The organism is Streptomyces sp. NPDC057428 (assembly GCF_042803195.1).
GTDB lineage: Bacteria > Actinomycetota > Actinomycetes > Streptomycetales > Streptomycetaceae > Streptomyces.
In genome coordinates, this window is record NZ_JBHVCT010000044.1 from 26031 (window position 1) to 52925 (window position 26895).

Here is a 26895-nt window from a genome sequence, read left to right on the forward strand (position 1 = left end):
GCTGTGCGCGGTGAGGAAGCGGGTCGGCTGGTTCCACGTGGGCCTGCCGGGTACTTCCCTCGGCGGGCCTCTCGGGGGCGGGTGCGGGGGACCGGGCTGCGAGGACGTCGTCGGGCATCCGGCCGGGCCACAGGGCCGTGCGCGACCAGAGCCCGGCCCGCCGGTCACGGGGCTAGAAGATGTGCAGGAAGCATCCGAGCGTCACGGCGCCGGCAGCTGCGATCGAGGTCACTCTGAGAATGAACGTGCGGGCCATCAAGCAGATCTCTTTCGGGAGAGCGTCATGTCTCTGTTCCTCTGACGGGTGCGTCACGGCTGCGTTCTGGGGGGTGGATCGGAAGTAGGCCGATCGCCCTCCAGCGCCGTGGGTCACAGGCCGCCCATGCGAATGAGCCACCAGTCCGAGTTGTAGGCACCGCTTTCAGCGTCGCGTGGCGCGGCAGGCCGCTCTTCCACGGTGTCCGTCAGCCGGATGGGATCCGGCAGCTTCGAGAACCGCAGGGTGCGCTGCAGCTGTGCCGCGTCCACGAGCTCGTGTTCCTGCTCCATTTCGGCGCCTCTCTGTGTGTCCGGCGTGCGCTGGGCGGCAGGGAGTCTCCTGTCCCCGGTGGAGGTTGCTGCCTCCTGTGACCCGATCGACGCGGAGAAGCGGGGATCGTCACGTGCGGAGGTGTGCGTCCCTGTGCGTCACCTGTTGAATCGGTGACGCAATGATTGCACTACTCATCGTCACTGGTCAAGCGGGTGAGCGATCGTCTTTGCGTGCTCCGGCAGGTGGCCTCCCGGCCGGGCGGGGGCGGTCGAGCGGGAAGATGATCACCGCGACCGCTCGGGCCGATCGGGGCGGCCCGAGCGGTCGCCGCCGGCTTACTCGGGAAGGTGGCCGCGATCTGTGCCCCGTCTTGAGTCTGTCCGGCGCTCATGGCCGGGGTGCCCGGCTATCGCGAGCGACTGGAAGTCGCCTTCAGTTCGCCCATGCGCTTGCGGGCTCGGTAAGCCGCGGCTTTGATCTTGTTGCCGCACGGGTCCATGGCGCACCATTCCCGACGTGATCCCCGGGAGCGGTCGATGTAGACCTGCGAGCACTCTGGATTGCCGCACTCCTTGAGCAGTGCCGCCTCCGGCCCGCCGAGGGTCGAGATGGTGTCCTGGGCGACGGCGGCGAACGCCTGCTCGACGGACGGCTCGGCGACATGCCGCTGCCCGTCCGGGGTGAGCTGGGGGACGGGGGCGGGCTTGCGCGCATAGTCGTTGACGAGTGTCAGGGCGTCCTGATCGGAGACGTGGCCGGACATCTTCGCCAGGATCAGTCGGTAGACGGCTTCTCGGAGGATCCAGGCGTCGCGGAGGTCTGTCGGTCCGCACGGAATTTCACGGTCCAGGATGCCGCTCTCGCGAAACCATGTGCTGAGGGCGACGGGGGAGTGCATGTCTTCGCGGGGGTTGGCCCGGTGTCGGTAGCGCAGGGTTCCTGCGAAGTCGAGGGACTGGGCACCTCCTGCGAACGCATGCATCATGTCACCAGTCTAAATGGTGACGAATTGGGACGCAAGAACCCGGCCCTGTGGTCCACGGCTGCCGTGCGGGAGCAAGGGTGCAGCCGCCGCCCTGCCTCACGTCTCAAGAGGGCACCTCCATTCGTCACTGCCTTGACTGGTGACGTACGGGGTGTCACTGTACCGGAGCGGCGCACGGCGACCGCGGATGAGCGAGCGGAGGCGGCAGTCGGATGGTGGACGCAGGCAGACGATCACTGAAGAGCAGCAATCCGCTCCTCCGCCAGTGGGTGACTCGGGACGACGGCTCCGGCAGGGTAGGGCGCCCGGCAGTCGTGGGGAGCCCGATGGGGGTGGCCTCGATGTCTTCGGCCGCGATCAGCGTGCTCAAGGACGGCGGAAGTGGGCCACTCGTCGCCGGCAGGACCGGGCCTGCCCAGCGGGCCTCCGGTCGAGCGCCGGCGGTTCGCTGGTACCCCCGCCCCCTTACGGCTTGGGCCCACCTGCTCGCAGATAGCCCCGCTGGGCCGCGTGAACGCCCGCCTGGAAGCGACTGCGTGCGTCCAGATGCACGAGCAGGCCTGTGGCGATGCGGCGGGCGGTGCGGGGGGAGACGCCGAGCCTCTTGGCTATGGCCTCGTCCGTGTACCCCCGGGCCAGGAGCCGCAGCGTCTCGTGCTGCTGGCGGGTCAGCGTGTTGTCATCGTGCTTCTGCTCCCGGCCCGGCGGTTCCGCCTGGTCCAGCGGTTCCGCCCGGTCCCAGACGCTCTCGAACAACGCCTCCAACGACGCGATGAGCCCCCTCCCGGTCACCACCAGCGCCCCCAGCGAGGAGTCCTGGTCGTCCAGAGCCACCAACGCCACTCGGTGGTCGGCGATGATCATGCGGGTGCTGAGCGACGGCGCGGTACGGACCTCGGCGCCCAGCGAGGCCAGCCAGGTCACGTGCGCGACAGTGGGGGCGTGGTTGTGGATGCTGTCCAGGTAGACCGTGCGCATACGCACGCCGCGCCCGAGCAGCCGCTGGTTGAGCGGGCGGGAGGCGCGCATGTTCTCCTCGGTCTGCGCACCACCCGTGGCGAAGGTCTGGATCTCCTCCGTCACCTCCTCGTGCAGCCGGTCCAGATAGTCCCGGACATGGTCGACGCCGTCCAGGTGCACCACCGGCGACCCACCCGTGCCGGGGGCCGAGGCCGGCAGCGCGCTGAGGAGATCGGCCACCGCCGCCTCGCCCGCCCGCACTTGCTGCTCCCGCGCCGCCAGTTCGGCACGCTGGCGGGCCAGCAGTGTCTCCAGGGCGAGCCTAGGATCGACCACATGGACCAGGCGGGTGTCGTCACCTGTGGCGGGACGGACGAGTGACAGGTCCGTCAACTCAGATATTTCAGAGTAAAACTGATTCAGCGTCAGGTTGAGTCGCGAGCAGTGTTCCGGGGCGGTGGCGTGCGGGTGGCCGAGCAGCGCGCGGTACACGGCCTCGGCCGTGGCATCCAGACCCAAAGGGCCGAGCATCGTATCTCCTTGCCAGGAGACGGGCGCCCCCCGGATGGTTGTCGCCGCAGGTCACGATGGATTCTCTTCGACTCTCCGATGATGCTTCGGCAGAGATCATGACACGAGCCCGTCCGTTCGGGCAGGGGCCTTTCGCGCCAGTGCGGCCGGGTTCACGAAGACTGGACGGAAGAGGCCATGGCCTCATCGGTCCACCGGCCCCACCTTCACCGTTGCATCACTTCATACAAAACTCGCCATGCTGCAGACCGCTTCCCACAGACAGTCGGAAGGGCTCCTCATATGACCCGCCTCCACCGCGCTTCCTGTCCGGGACTCGTGCCCCTCGTCCTCGCCGGGTTCGCCGTCGTCATCCTTGCCGTTCCGGCCCGGGCCGGGACCCCACCCGTCGCTCCGGCCGCCGCCGCGTCCGTCGGGGCGCCCCTCTCCGGTGGAGCCTCCGGCCACGTCCGTCCCCCGGCTCCCCCCGGCCCACCCGTTCCCGGCCGGGGCCGTCACGACTTCGGCTGGCAGTGAGCCGGAGGGTCGACCGCACGGTGCGGGCCGGGACGAGGTACGAGGGGAAGGCGGGCGAGAGTGCGATTCCAACTGCTCGGGCCACTGAGCATCACCGACGGGCGGGACGTAGTGGTTCTGCCGCCCTCCAAGCCGACCGCACTGCTGGCCGCGCTGCTCATCCGCCCCGGCTCCGTGGTCTCCACCGAGCATCTGCGTGGCGTCGTCTGGGGTGAGGAGCAGCCGGCCACCGCCAAGGCCGCGCTGCAGAGCTGCGTCCTCAGGCTCCGCCGGATCTTCGCGAAGTACGGCATCGAGGACCAGGCGGTCGTGGCGGTGGCCGGCGGTTACCGCATGAGCGCAGATGCCGAGACCCTCGATCTGCTTCACTTCCGGCAGCTCGTGGACCGGGCGGGCGCCTCCGGGGGTGAGTCCGAGCTCTACACCCTGCGCCAGGCGCTCGCGCTGTGGCGGGGCCCGCTGCTCGCCAACGTGCCCTCCGACCTGCTGCACCGGGATGAGGTGCCTCGGCTCGCGGAGGAGCGGCTGCGGGTGCTGGAGCGGGTCTGCGACGTCGAGCTGGAGCGCGGTCGCTGCCGCGAGACGCTCGTTGATCTTTGGGAGGTTACGCGCGTATACCCGGGCCACGAACGGTTCGCGGAGCAGCTCATGCTGGCGCTGTACCGCACCGGTCGGCAGAGCGAGGCGTTGGCGGAGTGCCGCCGGATCAAGGGCTACCTGCGGGACGAACTCGGTGTCGACCCGCAGGCCGGACTCCGGCGGCTCGAACTGGCGATCCTGCGCGGCGACGACCTCGGCAGCACCGAGACGGGCCGTGTCTCCGTCTCGGTCGCACCGGCGTCGGAGTCCCGGACCGGGCACGCGACCGGTGGAGAAGCGGGCGCCCGCGCCGAGGATCGGGCCGGCCCCGCTGGACGACCCGACGACACGGCCTCGGAGAACGCACCGCTGCCCACCGTGCCGTGCTTCACCGGTCGTGAGCGCGAAGTCGACGCCTTGGCTGACCTGTTGAAGTCCAATCGCGACCTGCCGGGGCGCGTGCCCGTCGCGGTGCTCTCCGGAGCGCCCGGCATCGGCAAGACCGCGCTCGCCCTGCACACCGCCCACACGGTGGCGGCCCACTACCCGGGTGGCTGTGTCCTGATCACCATGACCCGCCCCGACGGCACCCCGCAGCCCGTGCGCGAAGCCACCGAGCACCTGCGCCGTTCACTTGCCACGTCCGCCGCGGGGCGTGGCGGGGCCCTGCTGATCCTGGACGACGTCGTCCACCCCGACCAGGTACGGGCGTTACTGACCGCCAATGCGGGGGGCGCCGCGATCGTCACCAGCCGGATGGGGCTCGCCGCACTCGTCGCCACGCACGGTGGCACCGTGCACCGCCTGGGCGCCCTCGAACCCGGGGAGTCCTACGCTCTGCTCATCGCCGTACTCGGCCGTGAACGGGTCGAGGCCGAGCCCTCGGCCGCCCGTCTGCTGGCCGCCGTGTGCGGGCACCACCCGCTGGCGCTGCGCATCGCCGCCGCCCGGCTGCTCACCCGGCCCCGGTTGCCCCTGGCCGACTGCGCTGACTGGCTGCGCCGCGATCTGCCCGCCCGGCTCACCCTGGCGGACGATCCCCGGATGTCGGTGCCGCTGACCCTGGACGAGGCGCTGGAGCGGCTCCCCCCGGCGCTGGCCGAGGCGCATCTGAGGCTTGCCGGAGCGCCTGACCCGCTGACCGCCGACGAGGCCGCCGCTGTTCTGGGCATCCCGGCGGAGATGGCGGAGGAGGTGATGGAGCGGCTCCTCGACGCCGGCCTCCTGGAGGAGGGAAGGCCCGGAGCCTTCTGGATGCACGACCTGCTCCGGGCGCACGCCCGGCGGGCCACGGCACCCGGCCAAGGACACGCGCCGACGACCCTGGTGCGCCCGCCCCGGCGCCAGGAGATCCCCGCGGTGGGCAGCGCCGCCGCCCTGCGCTGACGCTGACCGACCGAGCCCGGCTCTGCGCCGGGCCCCGACGAACACCCCACTCCACTCCATAGAAGATCACGAGCCCCATCCCCTGCACCCCGTCAGGCGCCCGAGATCCGTGCCCCCGGCACCACAAGCGAAAAGGTCCCGACCCCGGGCCGCCCCCCCCCGAACAAGAGGTGTGACGCACGCATGGCAACCACAACGCCGTACGCACAGACCGCCGGTACCCGGCCGCGAGTCCGGCGCGACGTCCTGTTCACCGAGACGCCGAGCGGGGTGATCTTCCACAACGCGGACGGCGGGTTCCAGCTCACCGCCAAGTCCGGTTACCGGTTCGCCAGCCTCCTGGTGCCTCACCTGGACGGCAGCAGATCCGTGGAGGAGATCTGCCAGGGCTTCGGGGAGCGGCAGAAGGCGATGGTGGGCGAACTCGTCGCGGCGCTCTACGCGCGTGGCTTCGCCCGTCCGGTGCCGCCGCCCGAGGAGAGGCCGGTCGACGCCCTCACCGTATCCCCGGCCGTCACCGCCCGCTTCGCCGAGCAGATCGCCTACATCGACCACTACGCCGACGACGCCGGTACCCGGTTCGCCCGCTATCGCACCACCCGGGTCGCCGTACTCGGCGACGGCCCGGTGGCCCGCTGGTGCGTGCTGTCGCTGATCCGCAACGGCTGTGCCGCCGTGGCCGTCGCTCCCGCGCTGCTGGACGGCTCCGCGGGCATCGCCACCGAGGAGCTCGCGACCGTCCACCGCGAGACGGCCGGACTCGCCGAACAGGGCTGCCCCGTGGAACTGGCGGTGCTGCCGGACACCGCGGCCGGACCGGCGGGCTGGGCGGCGTACGAGGGGTACGACGTCGTGGTGGCCGCCGCCGGGCCCGGCGTACCGGCCACCGTGCTCGCCCTCCTGCGGGAAGGTGTGCCCGAGGGCCGGACGCTGCTGCCCGCCTGGACGTACGGGTCCCGGGCGGTGGTCGGACCGGTGATGACGGCCGGGTCGACGGGCTGCTGGTCGTGTGCCGCCTTGCGGCTCGGCGCCGCCGGCGGAGCTGGCGACGCGGCCGCCGACCTGTGGAGCGGGCTCGCCCTGGGCACCGGCACGTCAGGCGCCCAGCCCGCCGGGCCGCTCGCCGCGATGCTCGGCAACCTGCTCGGCTACGAGGTGTTCCGTCTGGTCACGGAGGCGCTCCCCGCCGAGACCCGGAACAAGCTGCTCATCCAGGACATGGCGTCGTTCGACGTTGCCTCGGAGCCACTCCTGCCCCACCCGCGCTGCCCGTTCTGTGCCCCTGTCGCGACCTCCCCCGAACCGGTCGACCTGTCCTCGGCCCCTGCGCGCCCGGCCTTCCTGCCGACCGTCGCCACCGCACCGGACGACGATGCCGCCCAGGGCCCGCTGGCCGAACTGGAGCGCCGATCCGTGCTGGTCCGCCCGCACGCCGGGGCCTTCTCCCACTACGCGGACGAGCCCCTGACGCAGACCCCGTTGAAGGTCGGCTCCGTCGCCGTCGGCCTGGGCCCGCGCGGACTTCGCACCGTCACCGCCTTCGACGTCCACCACACCGCCGGGGCCCGGCTGCGTGCCCTGAACGCGGCGGCGGTTGTTTACGCCGAGTATGTGGTGCTCGCAGCCCCCACCGTGGACGACACGGTGCCCGCCGTGGACCCGGCGGTCCTCACCATCGCCTCCGGTACCGGCCTCGCCACCCCTACCGCCTGGAGCCCCGCCACCTCGCTCGTCACCAAGGAGCAGGTGCGGGTGCCCGCAGGGGCCGTGCGGCCCTTCGGCCGCGACAACGCCGACCGGCGTTTCGAGCCCACCCGCGCAGGTGCGGGGGCCGGGGCCGACCTTCCGGAGGCGGCCGGCTGCGGACTGCTCTCCGCGCTCGCCCATGACGCCCTGGGCCGGGCTGTCAGGCAGGCGGGGGAGGTGACCGTGATCCCGCACGGGGCGCTCGGAGACGACCCCGAGGTGACGTTCCTCCTCCGCTCCGCCGCCCACCTGGGTCTGGCCGTGGAACTGCTCGACCTCGGCGAATCCCGCCGCTCGGGCGCCCACGTCGTCCTGGCCCGGGCGTCCGGATCCGCCCTCTGGGCCGTCGGCGCCGCCCTTGACTCCTCGGGCGCCGTCGTCGACGCCGTCCGGGATCTGCTCGGCGAGACGCAGTACGCGGCCGACGCCGAGGGCGGGGCGGGCGCCGCGCCCGACACCGGTGACCCCCTCCTCCGTGACCTGGACGCGGCCCTGATCACGGTCACCCGCTCCGAGTCCGGTCCGGTCGGCCCCGCCACTGACTGGACCCACGTCCTGGACCGCCTGCGTGCCACCGGCAGGGACGCGCTGGTCGCGCCCACGTACGCCGCTGACCTGCCCACCGCCGGCGTCTGCACCGTGCGCGTCCTGCTCACCCGGGCAGTCACCGATGCGTGCTGACGTCTCCGCGCCGACACGGGCACCTGAGCGCTCCGGGACCACCGCACGGGCCGGGTGCGCGCGTCGCTTCGCCGAGGCCCTGGAGCGCGCACTCGGCGAGTTCGCGCCCGCCGCGCCCGCCGTCGGGGTCGCTCCTCTCGGCGTCCGCGACGCGTACGCCGGCACCGGCGCCGCTCCGGCGGAACGGCGAGCTGTGCCCGTCCACCTGTACGGGCGGCAGGTGCTGGTCGGGCCATGGCCCACCGACGGCCGGGCGGCCGGCTGTGGGACCTGCCTGGCGCGCCGATGGCAGGGCGTGCGCTCGGTACCGCTTCGAGAAGGGCTCGAACTCCGCTCCGCCACATGGTCGGTGGGCGAATGGCCGTACGCCGTGCCCTTCGCCGTGACAGCCGTGGCCGCGCTCCTGGCCGGCCTCACCGGTTCGGATCCGGACCCGGGCCCGTACCCGAGGGTGCATCTGGTGGACCTGGACGCCATGACCGTGCGCAGCCACCCGTTGGTGCCCGATCCGGAGTGCCCCGACTGCGGGGCGCCCCGGCCGGATACCGCCGACGGTGCCGCATACGCCCCTGAGCCCGCACCCAAGTACCGGCACGGCGCCTTCCGGGTGCGGCGGATCGAGGACTACCAACTGCCCGTGGACGCCTACGCCAATCCGCACTGGGGCGCGCTCGGCCCGTCCGTCATCTGCGATGTTGCCTCCACCACCACCTCCGCGACGGTCGGCTGCTTCTCCACCCGGTCCGGGGAGTACCTGCGCGAGACCTTCTGGGGCGGTCACGCGGGCACCTACGCGCACAGCCAGCGCATCGGCGTCCTGGAAGGGCTGGAGCGCTATGCCGGGATGCGCGCCCGGGCGAAGACCACCCGCCTCACCGCGTCGCTGGACGATCTCGGCCCCGACGCCTTGGACCCCCGCGAAACCGGTCTGTACTCCGAGGAGTTCTACCGTGCCAACCCCCGGGTGCGCCCCTTCGCCCCGGACCGGGAGATCCCCTGGGTGTGGGGCTGGTCCCTGCGTGACGCCAGGCCTCGCCCGGTCCCCGAGATCCTGGCCTACTACCACGCCCCCGGCTTGGAGAACCGCTTCGTGCAGGAGAGCTCCAACGGCTGTGCCTCCGGCGGCAGTACGGAAGAGGCCGCCTACTTCGGGCTGATGGAGGTCGTCGAGCGGGACGCCTTCCTGCTCGCATGGTACGGGCGGCTGCCCCTTCGGGAGATCGACCCCGCGACCAGCGCCCGCCCCGCCACCCGGCACATGGTGGACCGGCTCGCCATGTACGGCTACCGGGCCCGCTTCTTCGACACCCGGATCAGCTTCCCCGTCCCCGTCGTCACCGCCGTCGCCGAGCGCTTCGACGGGGGAGTGGGGCGCATGTGCTTCGGAGCGGGCGCGGGTCTCGACCCGGAGTCCGCGCTGGACTCCGCGCTCTGCGAGATCGCGACCGACTCGGTCAATCTGGTCGGCCGCACCCGGCGCGACGAGGCCCGGCTGCGTGCCATGGCCTCCGACTTCGACCGGGTCACCACCCTGCACGACCACCCGCTGGCCTACGGTGTCCCGGAGATGGGGCGGCACGCCGACTTCCTGCTGCGCCAGGAAGTCCCGGAACCCATGCTCACCGTCGCAGACCTGGTGTGGCCGGACGCCGACGGCGCCCCCGCCGCCCCGGACCTGCGCGAGGACCTGCAGCGCTCGGTGGGCGCGGTCACCGCCGCCGGGTACGACGTCGTGGTGGTCGACCAGACCCTGCCCGAGCAGCGCGCGGTCGGGCTGCACACGGTGAAGGTCCTGGTGCCAGGTCTCGTCCCCATCGACTTCGGCTGGTCCCGTCAGCGCGCCCGCCGCATGCCCCGGATGCGCACCGTCCTCGGGGATGCCGGCCTCAACCCAGCGCCGCACCCGTTCCCGTGACGGGCCATCCGTTCGGCACGCCCATCAGAAAGGGGGCCGGCCCCATGGGGTACGCCCACGAGTACGCCGACGCCGTCCTGCACCGGGGCCGCGTCCCGATGGAACCTGCGGACTTCGTGCCGAACTGGCCCGACGGGCCGCGCAAGGGGAAGTTCTACCCCGCAGTGGAGCCCTGCGTCCTGCCGGACGGCGACGGCCTCCCCGACGCTCCGGTGGCCCGCGGGCTGCTCCCGGCGTGCGCATCCGCGCCGCATCCCGCCGTCGCGCCTGACCCGGCAGGCTTCACGCTTCCGCTGCTCTCCGCCATGCTCAAGGACTCGTACGGGCTGACTGGCCGCCGCCTCGGGATCCAGGCCAACAGCGACCTGTCGGGCCTGCCCTTCTACACCCACGCCAACTGGTCGAGGGGCACGGCGGGCGGCGGCGGGCTCTATCCGGTCAGCATCTACTGGGCGTGCGGCCCGTCCGGTCCGCTCACTCCCGGTATCCACTACTACGACGTCCACCGGCATGCCGTGCAGCGGCTGCTGACCGGTGACGTCTCGGCCAGGATCCGCGAAGCGCTCGGCCCGGACGCGCCCGCCGACGCGCTGGAGACGGACCAGTACCTGATCCTCGGCGTCAAGTACTGGCAGAACACGTTCAAGTACAACAGCTTCTCCTACCACGTGGTCTCCACCGACCTCGGCACACTCGTACAGACCTGGCGGATCTGGGCAGGTGCCCGCGGGCTGCGGACCGCGCCGGTCCTGTGGTTCGACGAGCCCCGGCTGAACGGGCTGCTCGGCACAGCGGGAGAGGAGGAGGCCGTCTTCGCCGTCGTCCCGCTGCGCTGGGCCGGCGAGCGCCGCCCCTCCGCCGGAACGGTCACCGTCCCAGGACCCGACCCGGCCGTCCGGCACCGGGACGTCGAACGGTCGCGTACCGTCCTTGACTTCCCGACCGTGCGTGCCATGCACACCGCGACCACCGCGCACGCGGCCGGCCGTCCCGCCCCCGGCGCGCTCGCCCCGGCTGCCGCCCTGCCGGTGCCCGCCGGGGGCACCCGCGTCGCGCTGCCCGCCGCGGCCTTCCCCGACGCACCCGTGCGCCGGACACTGCGGGAGCGGCGCAGCAGTTTCGGCCGCTTCGACGCCGCCCGGCCGCTCACCCCGGCCCAGCTCTCGGCGGTCCTCGCGGCCTGCGCGGCGACCTCGCTGGAGAGCGACGCCGACCCCGAGGGCGCCGTGCGGCAGGCGCGGCTCTACGCCTTCGTCAGCCATGTGGAGGGCATTGAACCTGGCGCGTACGCCTACGATCCGGACACGGGCGAACTGCGGCTCGTCGAGGCCGGTCACCAGGGGGCTTTCCTCCAGGAGAACTACTTCCTGGCCAACTACAACCTGGAGCAGGCGGGCGCCGTCCTGGTGCCCACCGTCCGGACCACCGCCGTCCTGGACGCGGTCGGGGACCGCGGCTACCGGCTCGCCGTCGGCACGGCGGGCGCCGTGGCCCAGACGTTCTACGTCGCTGCCGCGGCCCTCGGGGTCGGCGCGGGCGTGGCGCTGGGCTTCGACAACATCTCCTTCATCGAGAAGCTCGGCCTGGCCGGGGGCGACGAGGCGCCCCTGCTGATCATGCCCCTCGGTAACGAACGGCCCCGGCCCGCCGACTTCCGCCACGAGATCGCCTGACGGGGAGACCTGATGACCCTCTTGACGTCCGACACCGCTCCCCGCGAGACCGGCCGGTGGGAGCCCGGCCGGCGTTTCGTGCTCCGGGCCGCCGGGCTGCCCGTTGAGGCGGTCCACGGGCTGCGCTGCCCCCGCACCCGGCGATGGGCCGACGAGATCCTCGCCCAGGAGGAGCACCTCGCCCGCGAAGGTGCCGCACTGAGCGACCTGCTGCACGGACTGGTCCCGGCCGCCGACGCGGCGGGCGGCACTGCCCGCCGGGCCCTGCTCGCCCTGCGCCGCCAGGTGTACAACAACCGTCTGCCCGCGGCCCCTTCGGCCTCCGTACGCCTGGTCTCCGGTCTCGACGAGGCCATCGGCGACCGCGCCTCGGCCTGGCTCGCCGAGCGGGCACGCTACGGCGCGCTGCTGGAGAAGGGATCCGTGGGACTGGCCGAAGAACTGCGTTGTGCACGAGCCGAGTTGCGCACTCACCTGTCCCACGACCGTTTCCGCAAGGGGCTGTTGCTCGCGTCACCCGCCTTGGACGCGCGGCTCGACGGTTACCTGAGTGACACCCGGGCCGAACCCGGCGGCCGTATGCGGAAGATCGAGCGGTCCGCACTCACCTACCTCTACCGCACCGCCTGCAAGACCAGCCCGTTCTCCACGCTCACCGCGGTGGCCCTCGGTACCTTCGACGGCGACCCGGCCGACACCACCGCCGCCCTGCGGGTCGGCGAGGAGTGGACCAGTCACGTCCGGCTCAGCGTCGTCGCTCTGAACCGGATCGCCGATCTCGTCCTGGCCGACCCGGTGCGCCGCCAGGACCTGCCCGTCGTGCTCTCCCCGGGCTGGGCCCGTGACGCGGACCGCGTGCGCTATGTGCGCCAGTGGGTGACCGCCGGGGACGACAGCGCAGCTGTGACCTTCGACGCCGTACGCGACAGGCTGTTCTACCTGCGCACCAGCGGCACCCTGGAGCGGCTGCTCGCCCTCTTCGGCAGCCGCGAGGGGCTGCGCCACCGAGACCTGGTCGAATGGCTCCGCGCCGAGCACGGTGCCGAGCGCTCGGAGTGCGAGCGGTACGCCACCGCGCTGCTCGAACTCGGCATGGTCCGGGTGCCGGGACTGCGCACCGACGTGCACAGCCCTGACCCGCTGCGCTCCTTCCAGGAGGCCCTGCGCGGGCTGGGGGTTCCCTGGGCCGGAACGGCGGCCGACAGCCTGGACGGTCCGGCCGCGTGCCTCGCGGCGTACCCGGCCGCCGACGTCCGTACCCGCCGGGAGCTGCTGCGCACCCTGCGCGAAGGACTTCTCCAGGCGCAGAAGGAGCTCGGCGCCGCTGAACCGACCCTCCCGCAGACCCTGTTGTACGAGGACGTCAGTGCGGGCGGCGACCTCGTCTGCCCGCCGGGCCTGCTGGCCGGCGAGACCGGGCGTGCCCTGCGGGCGGTCGAGGGCGTCCTGCCCATATTCGACATCACACTGCCCCAGCGCATCACCCTGCGCGGCTTTTTCACGGCCCGCCACGGGCGCGGTGGACGCTGTGACGACCTGCTCGGCCTGGTCCACGACTTCCACGAGGACTTCTTCGACCAGTACACCTCGTTCACCGCCAAGCGCACCGCCTTCGACCAGGACGGCGTCTACGTCCCGGAGGAGAACTGGCTCGGCCAGAGCGCGCTGCGGACCCTGGACGACGCCCGCCGAGGCTTCGTGTCCGGCATGAGGGAGCTGTGGTCGAAGGAGGGAGCGGCCGACGAGGTGCAGCTGCCGGATGACCTCCTCGCCTCCGTCGCCGGGCAACTCGCCTCAGTGGCAGGCGACTTCATTCCGCAGAGCCATCACATCCAGGTGTCGGGGCCCGTCCCCGGCCACCCGGAGGGCCCCATGGTCGTCCTGAACCGTTCGTACGGCGGACTCGCCTTCCCCTTCAGCCGTTTCACCCACGTCTACGACCCCACCGACGCCCCCGGCCTCTCCGCTCGGCTGCGGGACGAACTGCGCGGACGGCTTCCCTTCGGAGCGGTGTTCGCCGAAGTGACGGGCGGTACGGTCACCAGCAACCTCAACCTCCACGGCCGTATGACGGACTACCAGATCGTCTGCCCCGGAGAGACGTCCACCGTGCCCGAGGCCGACCGGATACACCTGGACGACCTCTACCTCGTCCACGACGAGGTGGCCGACCGCCTCGTGCTGCGCTCGCGCCGGCTGGACCGCGAGGTCATTCCCGTCTACCTCGGCTACCTCGTCCCGGTGGCCCTGCCGGAGATCCCCCGTACCCTGCTGCTCCTGTCGCCCAGCACCATGACGCCGAGCGACGTCTGGGGTGGCGTCCCGGAGGGCCCCGCCGTGGAGGGTGTCACCCGCCGGCCGCGGGTGGCGCACGGTGACGTGGTCGTCAGCCGCCGCAGCTGGACGGCGGACGCCACCGCCCTCCCGGTCCGCCGTCCCGAGGCCGACGAGGCGCTGTGGTACCTGGACTGGCAGCGCTGGCGCCGCAGCCACGGGCTGCCCGACCAGGTCTTCGCCACGATCCTCGGGGCCGGCCGCCGCACCCCGGGTGCCAAGCCCCTGTACGTGGACTTCGACAGCCCCCTCTCCCTGACCGCGTTCGAAGCCCTCGTGGACCGGACCCCGGGGACCGCGGTGATCCTGCGCGAGATGCTCCCCACCGAGGAGGGGTTGCACCTGACCTCCGCACAGGGCCGCCACGTGGCCGAACTGGCCGTAGAGACCTTCACTTCCCGCCCCTCCCGCACCGAGGACGGCCCAACATGCCGGAACTGACCGATCCCCGCCCCGCCACCACCGAACCGGCGGCCGAGTCGCCGGGGGAGTGGATCGCACTTCACGTCTTCTACGCCGCCAGCCCGCAGCCGATGCTGGTCAACTGCGTTCGGCCGCTGGTGGACGGCCTGACCGCCGACGGGCTTCTCGCGGGCCACTTCTTCATCAACTACTGGCTGGAGGGCCCGCACGTCCGCCTCCGGCTGCGCCCCGCATCTGCAGAGGCCGCCTCCGAGGTCAAGCGCCGGGCGGAGGAGGCGCTCAGCGGCTTCCTCCGCAGCCGCCCGGCCCTGTACGAGGTCGACTCCGGCTTCCTGAAGGACTTCTACAACGCACTGTTCGACATCGAGTTCCCCGGCGAGGACCGCGCCCGCTTCATGGGCGGGGACGGCAGGATGAACCTGCGGCCGAACAACTCCTTCGCGTACGAGCCCTACGCCCCGGAGTACGAAAAATACGGTGGACCGGCCGGCGTCGAGCTCGCCGAATGGCACTTCCGCCACTCCAGCGACCTGGTCATCGACGCCTTCCGCACCATGAACCTGCACCTTCGGACCGTGCTGCTCGGCACCTCCGCCCAGCTGATGATGGTGATGGCCGGCTGCTTCCTGCCCGAGGAGGACCGCCTCGCGGACTACCTGGACAGCTACTACGCCTTCTGGCACCGGGCCTTTCCCGGCACCGGCTTCATCGGCTCCGAGGAGTACGAGGCTACGTACGCGCGGATGGCTCCCCAGCTGGGACGCCGGTTCGCCGAGATCCGGACCTCCGTCCGGAGCGGCGAGCTGGGGCGGCTGCCGCGCTTCCTGCGCGGCTGGGCGGAGCACTGTCTCGAACTGCGAGGCCGGATCGAGGACCTGACCACCCGGGGCGAACTGCTGTTCCCGGCCTGGGAAGGGCCCGCCCGGGAGGACACCGGTCAGGAACGCGCACAGCCCGCGGACGTGGCACCGCTGGAGGCGGTCACCCATGTGCCCGCCGTGCTGCCCCGGCTCCTGTCCCCCTACATGCACATGACGAACAACCGGCTCCACGTGACGATCCGCGACGAGGCGTACCTCTCCTTCATGCTCGGCCAGGTCCTGAGAGCGCCGGACGCGGCGGGCGCGCCGAAGGCGGCCGGCGCATGAGCGCCACCCCCGACGTCCCCGCCCCGGTGGACCCTGGTGCGACCCGGGCCTACCGTCCCGCGCTGCGGGCCGGGGTCCGGATCGGCCCGCCCCTGCTGCGCGGCCCCCGCATCGTGCACCTCATCCGGCACCCCGCCACCGGCGCGGTGTCGGAGGTCAGGACCAAAGAGCACTTCGTCATCTCGCGGCTGGACGGCACCAGGGACCTGGACGACCTGGCTCCCGAGTACGCCGCCCGCTTCGGCCGGCGTCTCGCCGATGACAGCTGGTTCCGGCTCCTGGGCCTCCTCGGCGCGCGCGGCCTGCTGGACGGCGCACCCGACCCGCCGGCCCCGGTACCCTCCGCAGTACCCGCGCAGAGTCTCTGGCGCGGCACCCGCCGGCTGGTCGCCGACGCCGACGCGACCACCGCCCGGCTGCACCGGATCCTGCGCCCCCTGCTGCACCGCGCGATCCAGCTGCCGCTGCTCGCCGCCGTGCTCGCCCTGGTGCTGCTCCTCGCCCTGAACACCGGCGAACTCATGCGCGGCGCAGCCGAGTTGACCCGCCAACCCGTGGTACTCGGGGCCGTCGCACTCTTCCTGTGGATCAGCATCACCGTCCACGAGCTGGCCCACGGCGTCGCCGCCCAGCACTTCGGCGGCCATGTCGCCGAGATCGGCCTGCGGTGGCGCTTCCCGGCCGCGATGCTGTACTGCACCGTCGACGACTACCTCTTCATACCCGGCCGTCGCGCCAAACTCGTGATCGCAGGGGCCGGGGCGTACATCAACCTGGTCCTGCTGCTGCCGTTCGGGATCTGGTGGTCCACGCTCCCCGGCGGCGCCCCGGCCCGCCCCCTGCTCGCCGGACTGCTGCTGCTCGGCAGCGTCCAGGCGCTGAGCAACCTCGTCCCGCTCCCCCCGCTGGACGGCTACCGGATGCTCGGCCACCTCCTGCGCACCGCCCACCTCGCCCCCGAGACCAGGGCCTACCTCGCCCTGCGCCGCACCCGCCCCGAGGCCGCCTCCGCCTATCCCCGCCGCGCCCGGCTGATCTACACGGCGTACGGCACCGGGTCGGTCCTCCTGATCCTGCTCGCCGTGGCCGGTACCTGCACCGGCGTGCTCCTGCTTCTCACGTGACCCGACCGCTCGCACGCACCCGAACCGAAGGACCACGCACCACATGAGTGAGGAACAGGCCATGCGACCCACGCCCACCACCGTCCACGTGCAGGGGGTCTCCAAACGCTACGGGGACCGGCAGGCCGTCGACGACGTGTCCCTGGACATCAGCCGGGGCGAGTTCTTCGGTCTCCTCGGCCCCAACGGAGCCGGCAAGTCCACCCTGGTGGAGATCATGGAAGGGCTGCGCCACGCCGACACCGGATCGGTCGCCCTCTTCGGCGAGTCCCCGTGGCCCCGCAACACCACCCTGCTGCCCCGCATCGGCATACAGACCCAGTCCTCCGCCTTCTTCGTACGTCAGACCGCCCACGAGCACCTGCGCACCGTTGCCGCGCTCTACGGGGCCTCCCGGGCGGCCGTCGACGCGACCCTCGACTCCGTGGGGCTCACCGGGCAGCGCGACGTCCAGGTGGAGAACCTCTCCGGGGGGCAGCGTCAGCGCCTCGCCATCGCGTCCGCCCTCGTCCACGGCCCCGAGCTGATCTTCCTGGACGAGCCGACCGCCGCCCTCGACCCGCAGGCCCGGCGCGACCTCTGGGACGTACTGCGCGGGCTGAAGGCGGAAGGGCGCACCATCGTCTACACCACGCACCATCTCGACGAGGCGGAGGCGCTCTGCGACCGCATCGCCATCCTCGTCGACGGCAGGATCGCGGTGACCGACAGCCCGCACAACCTCGTGGACGCCTCCCGCGCACCGAGCCGGCTCCTGCTGCCGCTCGGCCGGCTGGACGAGCGGAAGGCGGCGGCCGTCGCCGGCGTCGACCGCGTCACCGTCCAGGGCGGTTCCCTGGTCCTGGAGACCCGCACCACCGGCAGGGTGCTCAGTGCCCTCGACCAACTCGTGGGCCTGGACGGCGTACAGACCCGCACACCCAGCCTGGAGGACGTCTACCTCGACCTCACCGCCCGGCTCGCCCGGGATCCGCACACCCTCCGCCGCACCGCCGAAACCACCCCGGAGCACCAGTCATGAGCGCGTACGCCGCACTGACCGCAGCGGGCTGCCGTGCCCAGGTCCGCGACAGGACGACTCTGTTCTTCACCTTCGCCTTCCCGCTCCTCTTCCTCGTCGTCTTCGGCCTGATCTTCCGGGGCCAGGCGGTCGAGCAGAGCGGCCTGTCCTACATCTCGTACACCGCCGCCGGAGTGCTGTCCTGGGGCGTCGCCAACGCCGCCGTGTTCGGCATCGCGTTCACCTTGATGCAGTGGCGCTCCGACGACATCCTCCGGCTGATCCGGATGTCCCCGGCCCCGCTGTCCGCCGTGATCGGCTCCCGCTACGTCATCGCCCTGGCGGTGGGGCTGGTGCAGTCACTCCTGTTCGTCGGGGTGGCGATGCTGCCGCTGTTCGGTCTCGAACCCGCAGCCGGGTGGCCGCTGTTGATCCCGGTGATGGTCCTCGGCATCACCACGTTCCTGCTGCTCGGCGTGATCATCGGTTCGCTCGCCGACACCCCCGAGTCGGTCGCCGCCGTCGCCAACTTCCTGATGCTGCCCATGGCGTTCCTGTCAGGGTCGTTCTTCCCGCTGGACGCCATGCCCGCCTGGCTGCAGAAGGTCTCCCTGCTCATGCCGCTGCGCTACCTCAACGACGCGGTGTCCCACGCGCTGACCGGGCGCGGAGACGGCTCGGACGTCACCGTCGGCTGCGCCGGACTGGCCGTGTTCGCACTCGTCTTCGGTGTGATCGCGGTCCGGACGTTCCGCTGGACGAGGTCCTCGTGAGCGCCCCCACGCGGCGCCTGCCGATGGAGGCCGCACGCGACGCCCTCCACACGGCGCTCGCCGACCGCACCGGCCGCGACGTCGCCGTCGTGCCGGTCGGCGCGACCGACGCCGCCGCCACCCTCGGTGACCGGGGCGCCCCCGACCCCTGGGCGCACCTGCGGGCAGGGGCGCGTGTCCACCTCACCGCCTCCGCCGTACTGATCGGTCCCTGGGGCGGCGACAAAACCGCCCCGGCCTGCGGGCGCTGCCTGGCACTGCGCTGGCAGAGGCTGCGCAGCCGCTCGGAGCGGGACGCCCTGGAGACCGGCGGGCCGGACGGCCCCCGCCCGGCAGGCGCCTGGCCGCTGTTCAGCGGGCACACGTACGACGCCGTGGCCGCCCTGTGCACCGCGCTGCTCGACGCCGACCCGGCCCCCGCACCGCCGGCCGCCGACCCGGCGGACCGTGCCCTCCCTCAGGTGTCCCGCCTCGACCTGATGACGCTCCAGGTGCGGACGTACCCTCTCCTCGCCGATCCCCTCTGCCCGGACTGCGCTGCGCCCGGCACCCCGGCGCGGCCACTCCCGCTCACCCTGGAGACTCGGCCCAAGCCCGACCCCGGCACGTACCGGCTGCGCGCCGCCTCCTCCTACCCGATCCCCGAGAACGCACTGGCCAACCCCGTGTGCGGGGCCCTCGGCGGCGGTACCTGGCTGAACGTCACGTCGCCGACCACCGCCCCGGTCGCCGGCAGCGTCTTCGTACGCGGCTACGCCGGGCTCAACGACGTGACCTGGAGCGGCCAGGAGAACGCCTTCTCCACCAGCCGCACCCTGGCCTTCCTGGAGGGTCTGGAACGCTACGCCGGAACCCACCGGCGGGGCCGCACCACCCCCGTCACCGGATCCTGGAACGAGCTCAGGGCCGATGCCGTGGACCCCGCCGTCTGCGGGTTCTACGACCCGCGTACGTACCGGGACGACCCCCTGGTCGATCCCTTCGACCCGGACCGCGCCATCCCCTGGGAGTGGGGCCGTTCCCTGCGCGACGACCGCCCGGTTCTCGTCCCCTCCCGCCTCGTCTACTACAGCGCAGGGCTGGCGGCCGACAACTTCGTCTTCGAGTGCTCCAACGGCTGCGCCATCGGGGGCTGCCTGGAGGAGGCGGTCCTCGGTGGCCTCCTCGAACTCGTCGAACGTGACGCGTTCCTGAACGCCTGGTACGGCAATGCCCGCCTCACCGAGATCGACCTGGCGACCGTCGGCGGCCCCACCACCGCCGCCATGGCGGAACGGGCCGCGCTCCAGGGCTACGACGTCCACGTCCTGGACAACCGCGTCGACCTGGCGATCCCGGTCGCCACCGCCGTCGCCGTACGCCGCGACGGCGGCCCCGGCGCCCTGTCGTTCGCGGCGGCCGCGTCGCTGGACCCCCGGTCCGCCGTGGAAGGAGCCCTTTCCGAGGTCCTCACCTACATCCCGCACCTGGCCCGGCAGACCGAGGAACGCCGAGATGAACTGGAGGCCATGGCTGACGACTTCCACCGCGTCCGCCACCTCAAGGACCACGCCCAGCTGTACGGGCTGCCCGCAATGGCCGTCCACGCCCGCAGTTATCTGGAACCGCTCGCCGTTCGGTCCTTCGACGAGGTCTACCGGCGGTGGGAGACCTCGCAGCGCCCCCGCACAGGCGACCTGCGCGACGACGTACGCGCGGTCGTCGGTGAGCTCGCCGCGGCCGGGCACGATGTGATCGCGGTCGACCAGACCACCCCGGAACAGGAGCGTATGGGCCTGCGCACGGTCAGCACCCTGGTGCCCGGACTCCTGCCCATCGACTTCGGCTGGAACCGGCAGCGTGCTCTGCTGATGCCCCGGCTGCGCACGGCGCTGAGGCGGGGCGGCCACCGCACGACGGACCTGGCGGACGCCGAGATCCGGAGGGTGCCGCACCCGTTCCCGTGACCCCTCGGGCACGGCGACGCCCGGGATCCGTCGAGCGGACGGATCCCGGGCGCGTGCCCTGCGACCTGACTGACGTCCGGTCAGGCCGAGCAGGAGGTGGTGCTGGTGGTGGAGCTGCACGTCGACGTCGAGCTGGTGCTGGTCGAACCGGCCAGCACGACCTCGCTGGCGTCCGAGTAGTCGGAGATCTCGAAGGTCTCGGCCTCGAGCTCCAGGATCTCGTCGGCGAGGGTGCTCAGGTTCTTGTCCATGGGTGTCTCCTCCGGATGGGGCCCGCCGAGATGGGAAAGGCCTCCTGCTTGGGGTGTACGACCCCATTCCACCGTCGGCCGCTCACCGTTCGGCATGCCCCGCGCTCACACATCGCTGGCACCGGACGCCAGCGGTCCGCAGCCCACTCATCAGCAGAGGAAACCCGTGACCGAGCACCACCCCGCCCTCACCCACGTAACGTCGGCGGTACGACCGGCACTCACCCTCTACCTGGACGTCCACCGCACACCGGAACTCTCCGGCCGGGAGAGCCGTACGGCCGCCCTGTTCGCGGACCGGCTCGCCGGCGCCGGGTTCGAGGTCGCACGCGGCGTCGGAGGCCACGGCGTCGCGGGTGTCCTGCGCAACGGTGACGGTCCGAGGGTGTATCTGCGGACCGAGCTGGACGCCCTGCCGCTGGCCGAGCGGACGGGTCTGCCGTACGCCGCTACGAACGGGGCCATGCACGCCTGCGGTCATGACCTGCATCTGGCCGCCGCGACGGGCGCGGCCGACCTGCTGGCCCGAACCGCCGCCCACTGGCGCGGCACCCTCGTCGTCGTCGGCCAGCCGGCCGAGGAGACGCTGACGGGAGCCCGCGCGATGCTCGCGGACGGCCTGTACGAGCGCTGCGGCCGCCCGGACGCCGTGCTCGCCCAGCACGCGGCGCCCCTGCCCGCCGGAATGATCGCCCACGGCGGCCCGCACACCCCGATGGCCGCCGCGAGCGCCGCCCTGAACGTGGTCCTGCACGGACGGGGCGGCCACGCAGCGACCCCGCACCTCACCGTCGACCCGGTGGTCACGGCGGCGGCCGTGATCAGCCGTCTCCAGACCATCACTTCCCGTGAGACCGCCCCTGCGGACCAGCTCACCCTCACCGTCGGCACGATGCGGGCAGGATCGGTTGTCAATGTCGTCCCGGACACCGCGGAACTCGGCATCGGTCTGCGCGCCCTCACGGACGAAACCCTGGACCGGGCCCTGGCGGCGCTGGACCGCATCGTCCGGGCCGAGTGCGCGGCCTCCGCCTGCCCACGTGACCCGAACCTGACCACACTGTCGCGCTCCCCGGCCCTCCGGGTCGACCCGGACGCGACGGAGGCGATACGGTCCGCGCACACGGCCCTGTACGGCCCGGAACGGGTAACGACCTGGCCCGCGTCCATGGCTGCCGAGGACTTCCCGCTCTACGGCGACGCGGGCCAGTCCGTGCACGGCGAAGCCGGAATCCCCCTGGCCTACTGGATGCTGGGTACGACAGGCCGCACCCAGTGGGCGGCCTCCCAGGCCCACGTGCCGCCGAACCACTCCCCGCACTTCGCCCCGGACGTCCGCACGGCACTGCCGGCGGCCATCACGGCGCTGACGTCCGCGGCGCTGACCCGGCTGGGCGTTGTGCCGTGCCCTCGCCGGGACGCCTTGTGAGACGACGGTACAAGACCGGCACGGGCGGCTACGGCAGCCGCAACGACATCGCCGTCATCTGGCCGCCGGACTCCCCGCCGGTCATCGTCGCGGTGCTCTCCCGGGGGGATTCCCGCGAAGCGAAGCCGCAGGACGCGCTCATCGCGCGAGCAGCCCGCGTCGCGCCCGCCGGGGTCGCCGCGCAGGGGCTGTGACCGACAGGCCGACGACGCTCACCTCAGGCGGCGCCGTCGGCGGCTTCGTCCCTGTCCATCCGATCGGGGAAGAGCGCCGCATCGTGCCACTGCTTGACCAGTTTCAGGAGACGGTCGGTCCGCCGGGGCGGGAACGGCGGGGCGGGGGAGTCCACGCGGGGCCACAGGAGACTCGCCGCAAGGCGTACCGCGTGCATGGCGGCGGTGTCGTGAGGCAGCACCTTCTTGCCGCCGATCCGGCGGGTGCTGTCCAGTTTCGCGGCGACGACGAGCAGCTCGTTGTACGCCGCCTCACGTTCGTATCCGCGGGAGGTGGCGGCGGGCGGTGCCGATGACTTACCGGCCGTCGCCGGGGCGGTGTCCGGGAGAGGAAAGGCGATTTTGCCCTTCCACTGTTCCGGGTGCTCCGGCGGTTCCTCACCGGGGCTCAGGTAGTAGGTGTGGGTGTAGAACGCCGCGACGTTCGGGTCGCCCGCCGTACCCGCCTCTGCGAAGGCCGCCAGGAGACGGCTGATGTTGCGCCACTGGCTGCCGCGCAGCGCCAGATCGATGAAGTCCGTGTCGTGGATGAGTATCTCCACACGCTTCTGGATGTCGGACTCCGCGGGCTCGTCGTCGTGCGCGGCACGGTAGGCGGCCCCCCACGTGGAGTGAACGACCCATCGGCAGCTGTCGGCAAGGACAGTGTCAGGTGTCTGCTGTGCCATGGGGTCTGCTCCTCGGTGCGGTGGGCGCCTTGTCGGCCCCACGCGCGTCGGCCGGCTCGGCGGGAAAGACAGGACGAGGGCAGTACGGCGCCCGCTCCTTTGCCGTACCGGACGCGGCCGCGACCCGCGCACGCGTGTGTGCGGTCAGCGGCGTCGTCGACAGTGTCCGCTGTCTTCCCGGCGTGGCGTTCGGCCTGTGGATCGCGGGCGGGACGACCGGCTCCAGCCTGGTCATCCTGACACAGGCCCTCAGGCGTGCTGACGGTCGCCTCCGGCAGCGAGCGCCTGCGGCGCCTTGCGACCGCGTTGGCCTGTCCGCGGCTTCCCGCCCGCCCGTTTCGCGCGGTGGGTGCGCCGATACGTCCAACGCGTGCACCTGGAGGAACACCCAATTAGGCTAAAGATAGCCAAAACGTCCCATACGGGCCCGAGCGGAGGCGCATGAGTGATGGCGAAGATCCTGTTCATAGTGAGCGGAGCGACGTACTGGGTGCTCAAGGACGGCACGAGGTACGCCACTGGATACTGGGCCGAGGAGTTCGCTAACCCGTACAAGGAACTTACGGACGCCGGCCATGAGGTCGTCGTCGCGACACCGGGCGGCACGACCCCGAACGTCGACATGATGAGCTTGCGTCCGTCGATGACGGGCGGCGAGCAGGCGGCCCTCGATCTGGAGGCCGTCATCCGCGACGCCGAGGCGATGCGTCGACCGCTCAAGCTGTCCGATGTCCGTCTCGAGGACTATGACGCGGTCTATCTGCCGGGCGGTCACGGTCCGATGTCGGACCTCGCGTACGACGCGGACGCGGGGCGGCTACTGACAGCGCAGCTCGCGTCGGGCAACCCCCTGTTCATCGTGTGCCACGCTCCAGCCGCGCTGCTGGCCACGAGGATCCACGGTGTGTCGCCCTTCAAGGGGTACAAGGTCACAGGGTTCACCAACGAGGAGGAGGAGGGCGTCGGGCTGGCATCCAAGGCGACGTGGCTGCTGGAGACGGAGCTCAAGGAGAAGATCGGCGTCCAGTACAGTCGTGGGCCGATGTGGGAGCCGTACATGGTCGAGGACCGCAACCTGGTCACTGGGCAGAACCCGGCCTCCGCCTCCGTGCTGGGTGAGCGGATGCTGCAGATCCTCGCCTGACCACCTGTGCGGCGGGTGAGCGCAGCGCGCGCCTCGTCAGTGCCCCGCGCTCTGGCCGCCGTCCACGTGCGAGATCTCGCCGGTGACGAACGGGGCCTGCTCGAGATAGAGCACCGCCCGGACCACGTCATCCACTTCGCCCATGCGGCGGACCGGATGGCGCGCTGCCTGGAACCCGTCGGGATCCGTCGGGTGCATCGGGGTTCGGATGACGCCGAGCGCGACGGCGTTCACCCGGATCCCGCGGGTGGCGTACTCGATGGCCAGCGACTTCGTGACCCCGTTGAGGCCCCCCTTGGTCAAGGATGCGAGGGCCGCCGGGACCATGGCGTCGGCGTTGTCGACGAGGCTGGTGGAGATGTTCACGATGTGCCCACCGTCATCGCGGGCGAGCATCGCGGAGATGACACTGCGCGACACCTCGAAGAAGCCACGCACGTTCACTCCGGTCACCCGTTCGTAGTCCTCGTCGGTGTACTCGGTGAACGGCTTTGAGACGAAGAGCCCGGCACTGTGGATCAGCGTGTCGACACGGCCGAAGCGTTCAACCGTCGCGTCGACGAGCCGTGCCCCGGAACCCGGCTCGGCCACGTCGGCTGCGAGGGCCAGCACCCCGGGATCGCTCGACGGCGGCTTGGTACGGCCGGTCGCGGCCACCGCGTACCCCATCGCCCGGTAGGCCTTCACCAGAGCTGTCCCGATGCCCCCCGAAGCACCTGTGATGATGGCGACTTTCCGTGTGGCGTTCATGAAAAGCTCCTGTCGACTTCGAACTCTGGGACAACGAGCGCACGTTCGACATGCCTTGGAGTGCGGAGCCCCTGTGACTGCCAGGCAACGATAAATCTGCTGGTACGCGCCCGCACGGCGAAAGATACGCGGATCTGGGTGCGTAGGCTCCGGGGCGCCGATCCGCCGCGGGCGCAGGTCGACCGCGTCACCCACAGCACTGGGCATGTTCAGTCGTCGCCTCCGCGCAGGACGCCACCGCGATCCTCCACACATCGAAGTTCGGCTTCGCACGCCGAAAAGGGATCCGCGCCCCTATGGGGCGCGGATCCCTTTTCGGCATGCGATGTGCGGTATCAGGCGTGACGGGAGTGTCGGTTGCCTGTGACGACCCGGTACAGGGCCAAGAGGATGATGGAGCCGACGATGGCGGCGATCCAGGTGGAGAGATCGAAGAAGCCGTCGATAGAGTCGACGCCGAAAAGGACCTTGCCGAGCCAGCCGCCGAGGAGGCCTCCCGCGATGCCGATGAGCATCGTGATGATGATGCCACCGGGATCCTTGCCCGGCATCAGTGCCTTGGCGATGAGACCGGCGAGCAGTCCGATGATGATCCAGGCCAGGATGCCCATGATGCGTCTCCTACCTCTCATATAAAGATTCTGTCAACGCACCGTCTTTACCGCCTCGGCGTTTCCAAACACACCATCCACAAACGCTTTGCCGTGTCTGCGGCGAGCCCCGCACGCTCGCCGGTCCAGAAGGGGCTCCCCTCCCGGTGCGCGGCGACCCGACCGCTGCGCCGCGGCGCAGTTGGTGCCTCGTGAATGGCAGGCCGCTCTGCCGCGACGGGTGCCCGGGATGGTCGTCCGTGGGCGGTCAGCGGAACTGGCCGGCCACGTGGTCGCCGGCCGGCTGCCGGGCGATGACGTTCAGCCGGTTCGCCGTGTTCAGGCAGGAGGCCAGGACCACCAGAGCGGTGAACTGTGCTCCTCGTCGTAGTGCTTCGCGCCGGTTGATGTCTCCGCGTCCGGCATACACGGCGGGCCGTACTCCAGGCAGCAGCCGGCGCCGGCTCCCGTTGCGCCGCCGTTGCTCCGCACTCGTTCTTCCGGACCGATTGCGAGCGGCGGATCACCTGGCGGGCCCGCCCGCACAGAGTGCTTGGAGCGCTCAGCGCACCCAGCGACAGCGCGATGGCCGCACTCGCGCCGGGCAGATATTCACGTGTGCCTGAAAAAGAGGGCGTATACTTGACTGGGCAAATGTATACTGCGGGGCACCTGTCACATTCACCACCGGCAATGCCAGTGAGGGTGCAATCAGGAACGATCGCAAGCCGGCATTGGCGAGGTTCTCGACTGCGGGGCCATGTGCCAGGAGCTTGGTCGGCCTCAACTCGCGGGCTTGGCCGCCTGGTTTAATCCGGCTGCAGAACAGAGGCCGCTCTGTCACGGCAGCTGTAGATCCTGCTGAGTGACGCGTTCGCCCTGGCCGAGGTGGTTGCGGGGGCGCCTGCGGGCATGGGTACGGCCACCGTGATCATGAACGTTTGTGACGACGTATCAAGAGACGGTGGCCGTGGAGGCCACGATAGCCGAGCAGGCGTGGACGACGGTGCTGGGGGCGGTGACGGCCCGGTTTGCGGACTGCTTCGAGCGGCGCGGGCCGCGCGAGTTGGTGCGGGAGGTGTGCGAGGGGATGCTGATGGAGCTGGACACCCGCAACTGCTGGACCCTGGCCGAGGCGCTGGGGCACTCGGGTCCGCACCGGCTGCAGCACCTGCTGTCCCGCGCGGTCTTCGACCACGACACCGCAGCGGACCGGATCGCCATCTGGACCGCGAGTGAACTCGCCGACCCGGACGCGGTGTTGATCGTGGACGAGACCGGCGACGAGAAGTCCTCCACCGACTGCGTCGGGGCCGCCCACCAGTACTCCGGCGCAATCGGCGGCGTCGGCCTGTGTCAGGTCGCCGTCCACCTCACCTACGCGTCCCGGCACGGACACGCCCCCATTGGCAGGACCCTGTACTTCGGCAAGGACTGGGCCGCCGACGAGGAACGCCGGCTGCTGACCGGCGTGCCCGACGAGATCGAGTTCGCCACCAAGCCCCAGCTCGCCGCCGCTATGCTGCGACACGCCCGCGTGCTGGGGATACCGGCCCGCTGGCTGGCCGGCGACGAGGT

General features: G+C 71.6%; 22 protein-coding genes. 14 read left to right on the forward strand and 8 right to left on the reverse strand.

Going from position 1 to position 26895, the window contains the following annotated elements; translation table 11 throughout:
• Positions 1-369: 369 nt before the first annotated feature.
• From ACFU5K_RS18525 to ACFU5K_RS18535, 3 genes are all read right to left on the reverse strand, one after another.
• The gene (locus ACFU5K_RS18525) at positions 370-549 is read right to left on the reverse strand and encodes a hypothetical protein (RefSeq protein WP_384062619.1); all 180 of its coding nucleotides are present in this window, start codon (positions 547-549) and stop codon (positions 370-372) included.
• A 389-nt stretch (positions 550-938) separates the two neighbouring features.
• Positions 939-1517 (reverse strand): CGNR zinc finger domain-containing protein, encoded by a 579-nt coding sequence (locus ACFU5K_RS18530; RefSeq protein WP_384062621.1) that lies wholly within the window; start codon positions 1515-1517, stop codon positions 939-941.
• 465 nt (positions 1518-1982) lie between these two features.
• Positions 1983-3008, reverse strand: coding sequence for a helix-turn-helix domain-containing protein (locus ACFU5K_RS18535; protein WP_384062624.1), 1026 nt, complete (start codon positions 3006-3008; stop codon positions 1983-1985).
• A 576-nt stretch (positions 3009-3584) separates the two neighbouring features.
• Between ACFU5K_RS18535 and ACFU5K_RS18540 the strand changes: the two genes are divergently transcribed.
• The 10 genes from ACFU5K_RS18540 to ACFU5K_RS18585 all read left to right on the forward strand — a co-directional run bounded on the left by ACFU5K_RS18540 (position 3585) and on the right by ACFU5K_RS18585 (position 20252).
• The gene (locus ACFU5K_RS18540; RefSeq protein WP_384062627.1) at positions 3585-5489 is read left to right on the forward strand and encodes a BTAD domain-containing putative transcriptional regulator; all 1905 of its coding nucleotides are present in this window, start codon (positions 3585-3587) and stop codon (positions 5487-5489) included.
• Between the two features lie 183 nt (positions 5490-5672).
• Positions 5673-7916: a TOMM precursor leader peptide-binding protein gene (locus ACFU5K_RS18545; protein WP_384062629.1), complete on the forward strand. Its 2244-nt coding sequence runs from the start codon at positions 5673-5675 to the stop codon at positions 7914-7916.
• Positions 7906-9831: a TOMM precursor leader peptide-binding protein gene (locus ACFU5K_RS18550; protein WP_384062632.1), complete on the forward strand. Its 1926-nt coding sequence runs from the start codon at positions 7906-7908 to the stop codon at positions 9829-9831. Before ACFU5K_RS18545 ends, ACFU5K_RS18550 begins: the two co-directional genes overlap by 11 nt.
• Positions 9832-9875: 44 nt before the next feature.
• The gene (locus ACFU5K_RS18555; RefSeq protein WP_384062635.1) at positions 9876-11504 is read left to right on the forward strand and encodes a nitroreductase family protein; all 1629 of its coding nucleotides are present in this window, start codon (positions 9876-9878) and stop codon (positions 11502-11504) included.
• A gap of 12 nt (positions 11505-11516) precedes the next feature.
• Positions 11517-14279, forward strand: coding sequence for a lantibiotic dehydratase (locus ACFU5K_RS18560; protein ID WP_384062638.1), 2763 nt, complete (start codon positions 11517-11519; stop codon positions 14277-14279).
• On the forward strand, positions 14267-15409 hold the full coding sequence (locus tag ACFU5K_RS18565; protein WP_384062641.1) for a lantibiotic dehydratase C-terminal domain-containing protein: 1143 nt from the start codon (positions 14267-14269) through the stop codon (positions 15407-15409). The genes ACFU5K_RS18560 and ACFU5K_RS18565 overlap by 13 nt, the downstream gene beginning before the upstream one ends.
• Entirely contained in the window at positions 15406-16533 is a 1128-nt protein-coding gene (locus ACFU5K_RS18570; RefSeq protein ID WP_384062644.1) for a metalloprotease, read from the forward strand. Before ACFU5K_RS18565 ends, ACFU5K_RS18570 begins: the two co-directional genes overlap by 4 nt.
• Positions 16534-16576: 43 nt before the next feature.
• A complete protein-coding gene (locus ACFU5K_RS18575) occupies positions 16577-17554 on the forward strand; it encodes an ATP-binding cassette domain-containing protein (RefSeq protein WP_384062647.1) in 978 nt (325 codons plus the stop codon).
• The gene (locus ACFU5K_RS18580; RefSeq protein ID WP_384062650.1) at positions 17551-18306 is read left to right on the forward strand and encodes an ABC transporter permease; all 756 of its coding nucleotides are present in this window, start codon (positions 17551-17553) and stop codon (positions 18304-18306) included. Before ACFU5K_RS18575 ends, ACFU5K_RS18580 begins: the two co-directional genes overlap by 4 nt.
• A 23-nt stretch (positions 18307-18329) precedes the next feature.
• On the forward strand, positions 18330-20252 hold the full coding sequence (locus ACFU5K_RS18585) for a TOMM precursor leader peptide-binding protein (protein ID WP_384062692.1): 1923 nt from the start codon (positions 18330-18332) through the stop codon (positions 20250-20252).
• Between the two features lie 80 nt (positions 20253-20332).
• Here ACFU5K_RS18585 and ACFU5K_RS18590 read toward each other — a convergent pair whose 3' ends face one another.
• Positions 20333-20503: a thiazolylpeptide-type bacteriocin gene (locus tag ACFU5K_RS18590; RefSeq protein WP_384062653.1), complete on the reverse strand. Its 171-nt coding sequence runs from the start codon at positions 20501-20503 to the stop codon at positions 20333-20335.
• A gap of 166 nt (positions 20504-20669) precedes the next feature.
• On the opposite strand from ACFU5K_RS18590, the gene ACFU5K_RS18595 reads away from it, so the two are divergent.
• Entirely contained in the window at positions 20670-21932 is a 1263-nt protein-coding gene (locus ACFU5K_RS18595) for an amidohydrolase (RefSeq protein WP_384062655.1), read from the forward strand.
• Positions 21929-22126, forward strand: a complete 198-nt coding sequence (locus tag ACFU5K_RS18600; protein ID WP_384062658.1) for a hypothetical protein — start codon at positions 21929-21931, stop codon at positions 22124-22126. The genes ACFU5K_RS18595 and ACFU5K_RS18600 overlap by 4 nt, the downstream gene beginning before the upstream one ends.
• A 23-nt stretch (positions 22127-22149) precedes the next feature.
• Here the strand turns inward: ACFU5K_RS18600 and ACFU5K_RS18605 are convergent, their stop codons facing one another.
• On the reverse strand, positions 22150-22833 hold the full coding sequence (locus ACFU5K_RS18605) for a hypothetical protein (RefSeq protein WP_384062660.1): 684 nt from the start codon (positions 22831-22833) through the stop codon (positions 22150-22152).
• 448 nt (positions 22834-23281) lie between these two features.
• Between ACFU5K_RS18605 and ACFU5K_RS18610 the strand changes: the two genes are divergently transcribed.
• Positions 23282-23977, forward strand: coding sequence for a type 1 glutamine amidotransferase domain-containing protein (locus tag ACFU5K_RS18610; protein WP_384062663.1), 696 nt, complete (start codon positions 23282-23284; stop codon positions 23975-23977).
• A gap of 36 nt (positions 23978-24013) precedes the next feature.
• On the opposite strand, the gene ACFU5K_RS18615 is transcribed toward ACFU5K_RS18610, so the two are convergent.
• From ACFU5K_RS18615 to ACFU5K_RS18625, 3 genes are all read right to left on the reverse strand, one after another.
• Complete coding sequence (locus ACFU5K_RS18615; RefSeq protein WP_384062666.1) at positions 24014-24727, reverse strand: SDR family NAD(P)-dependent oxidoreductase; 714 nt, start codon at positions 24725-24727, stop codon at positions 24014-24016.
• 335 nt (positions 24728-25062) lie between these two features.
• The gene (locus ACFU5K_RS18620; protein WP_384062669.1) at positions 25063-25338 is read right to left on the reverse strand and encodes a GlsB/YeaQ/YmgE family stress response membrane protein; all 276 of its coding nucleotides are present in this window, start codon (positions 25336-25338) and stop codon (positions 25063-25065) included.
• A gap of 247 nt (positions 25339-25585) precedes the next feature.
• Positions 25586-25747: a hypothetical protein gene (locus ACFU5K_RS18625; protein ID WP_384062672.1), complete on the reverse strand. Its 162-nt coding sequence runs from the start codon at positions 25745-25747 to the stop codon at positions 25586-25588.
• A 513-nt stretch (positions 25748-26260) separates the two neighbouring features.
• On the opposite strand from ACFU5K_RS18625, the gene ACFU5K_RS18630 reads away from it, so the two are divergent.
• The coding region (locus tag ACFU5K_RS18630) for a transposase (RefSeq protein WP_384062675.1) at positions 26261-26895 on the forward strand (635 nt) is incomplete at its 3' end.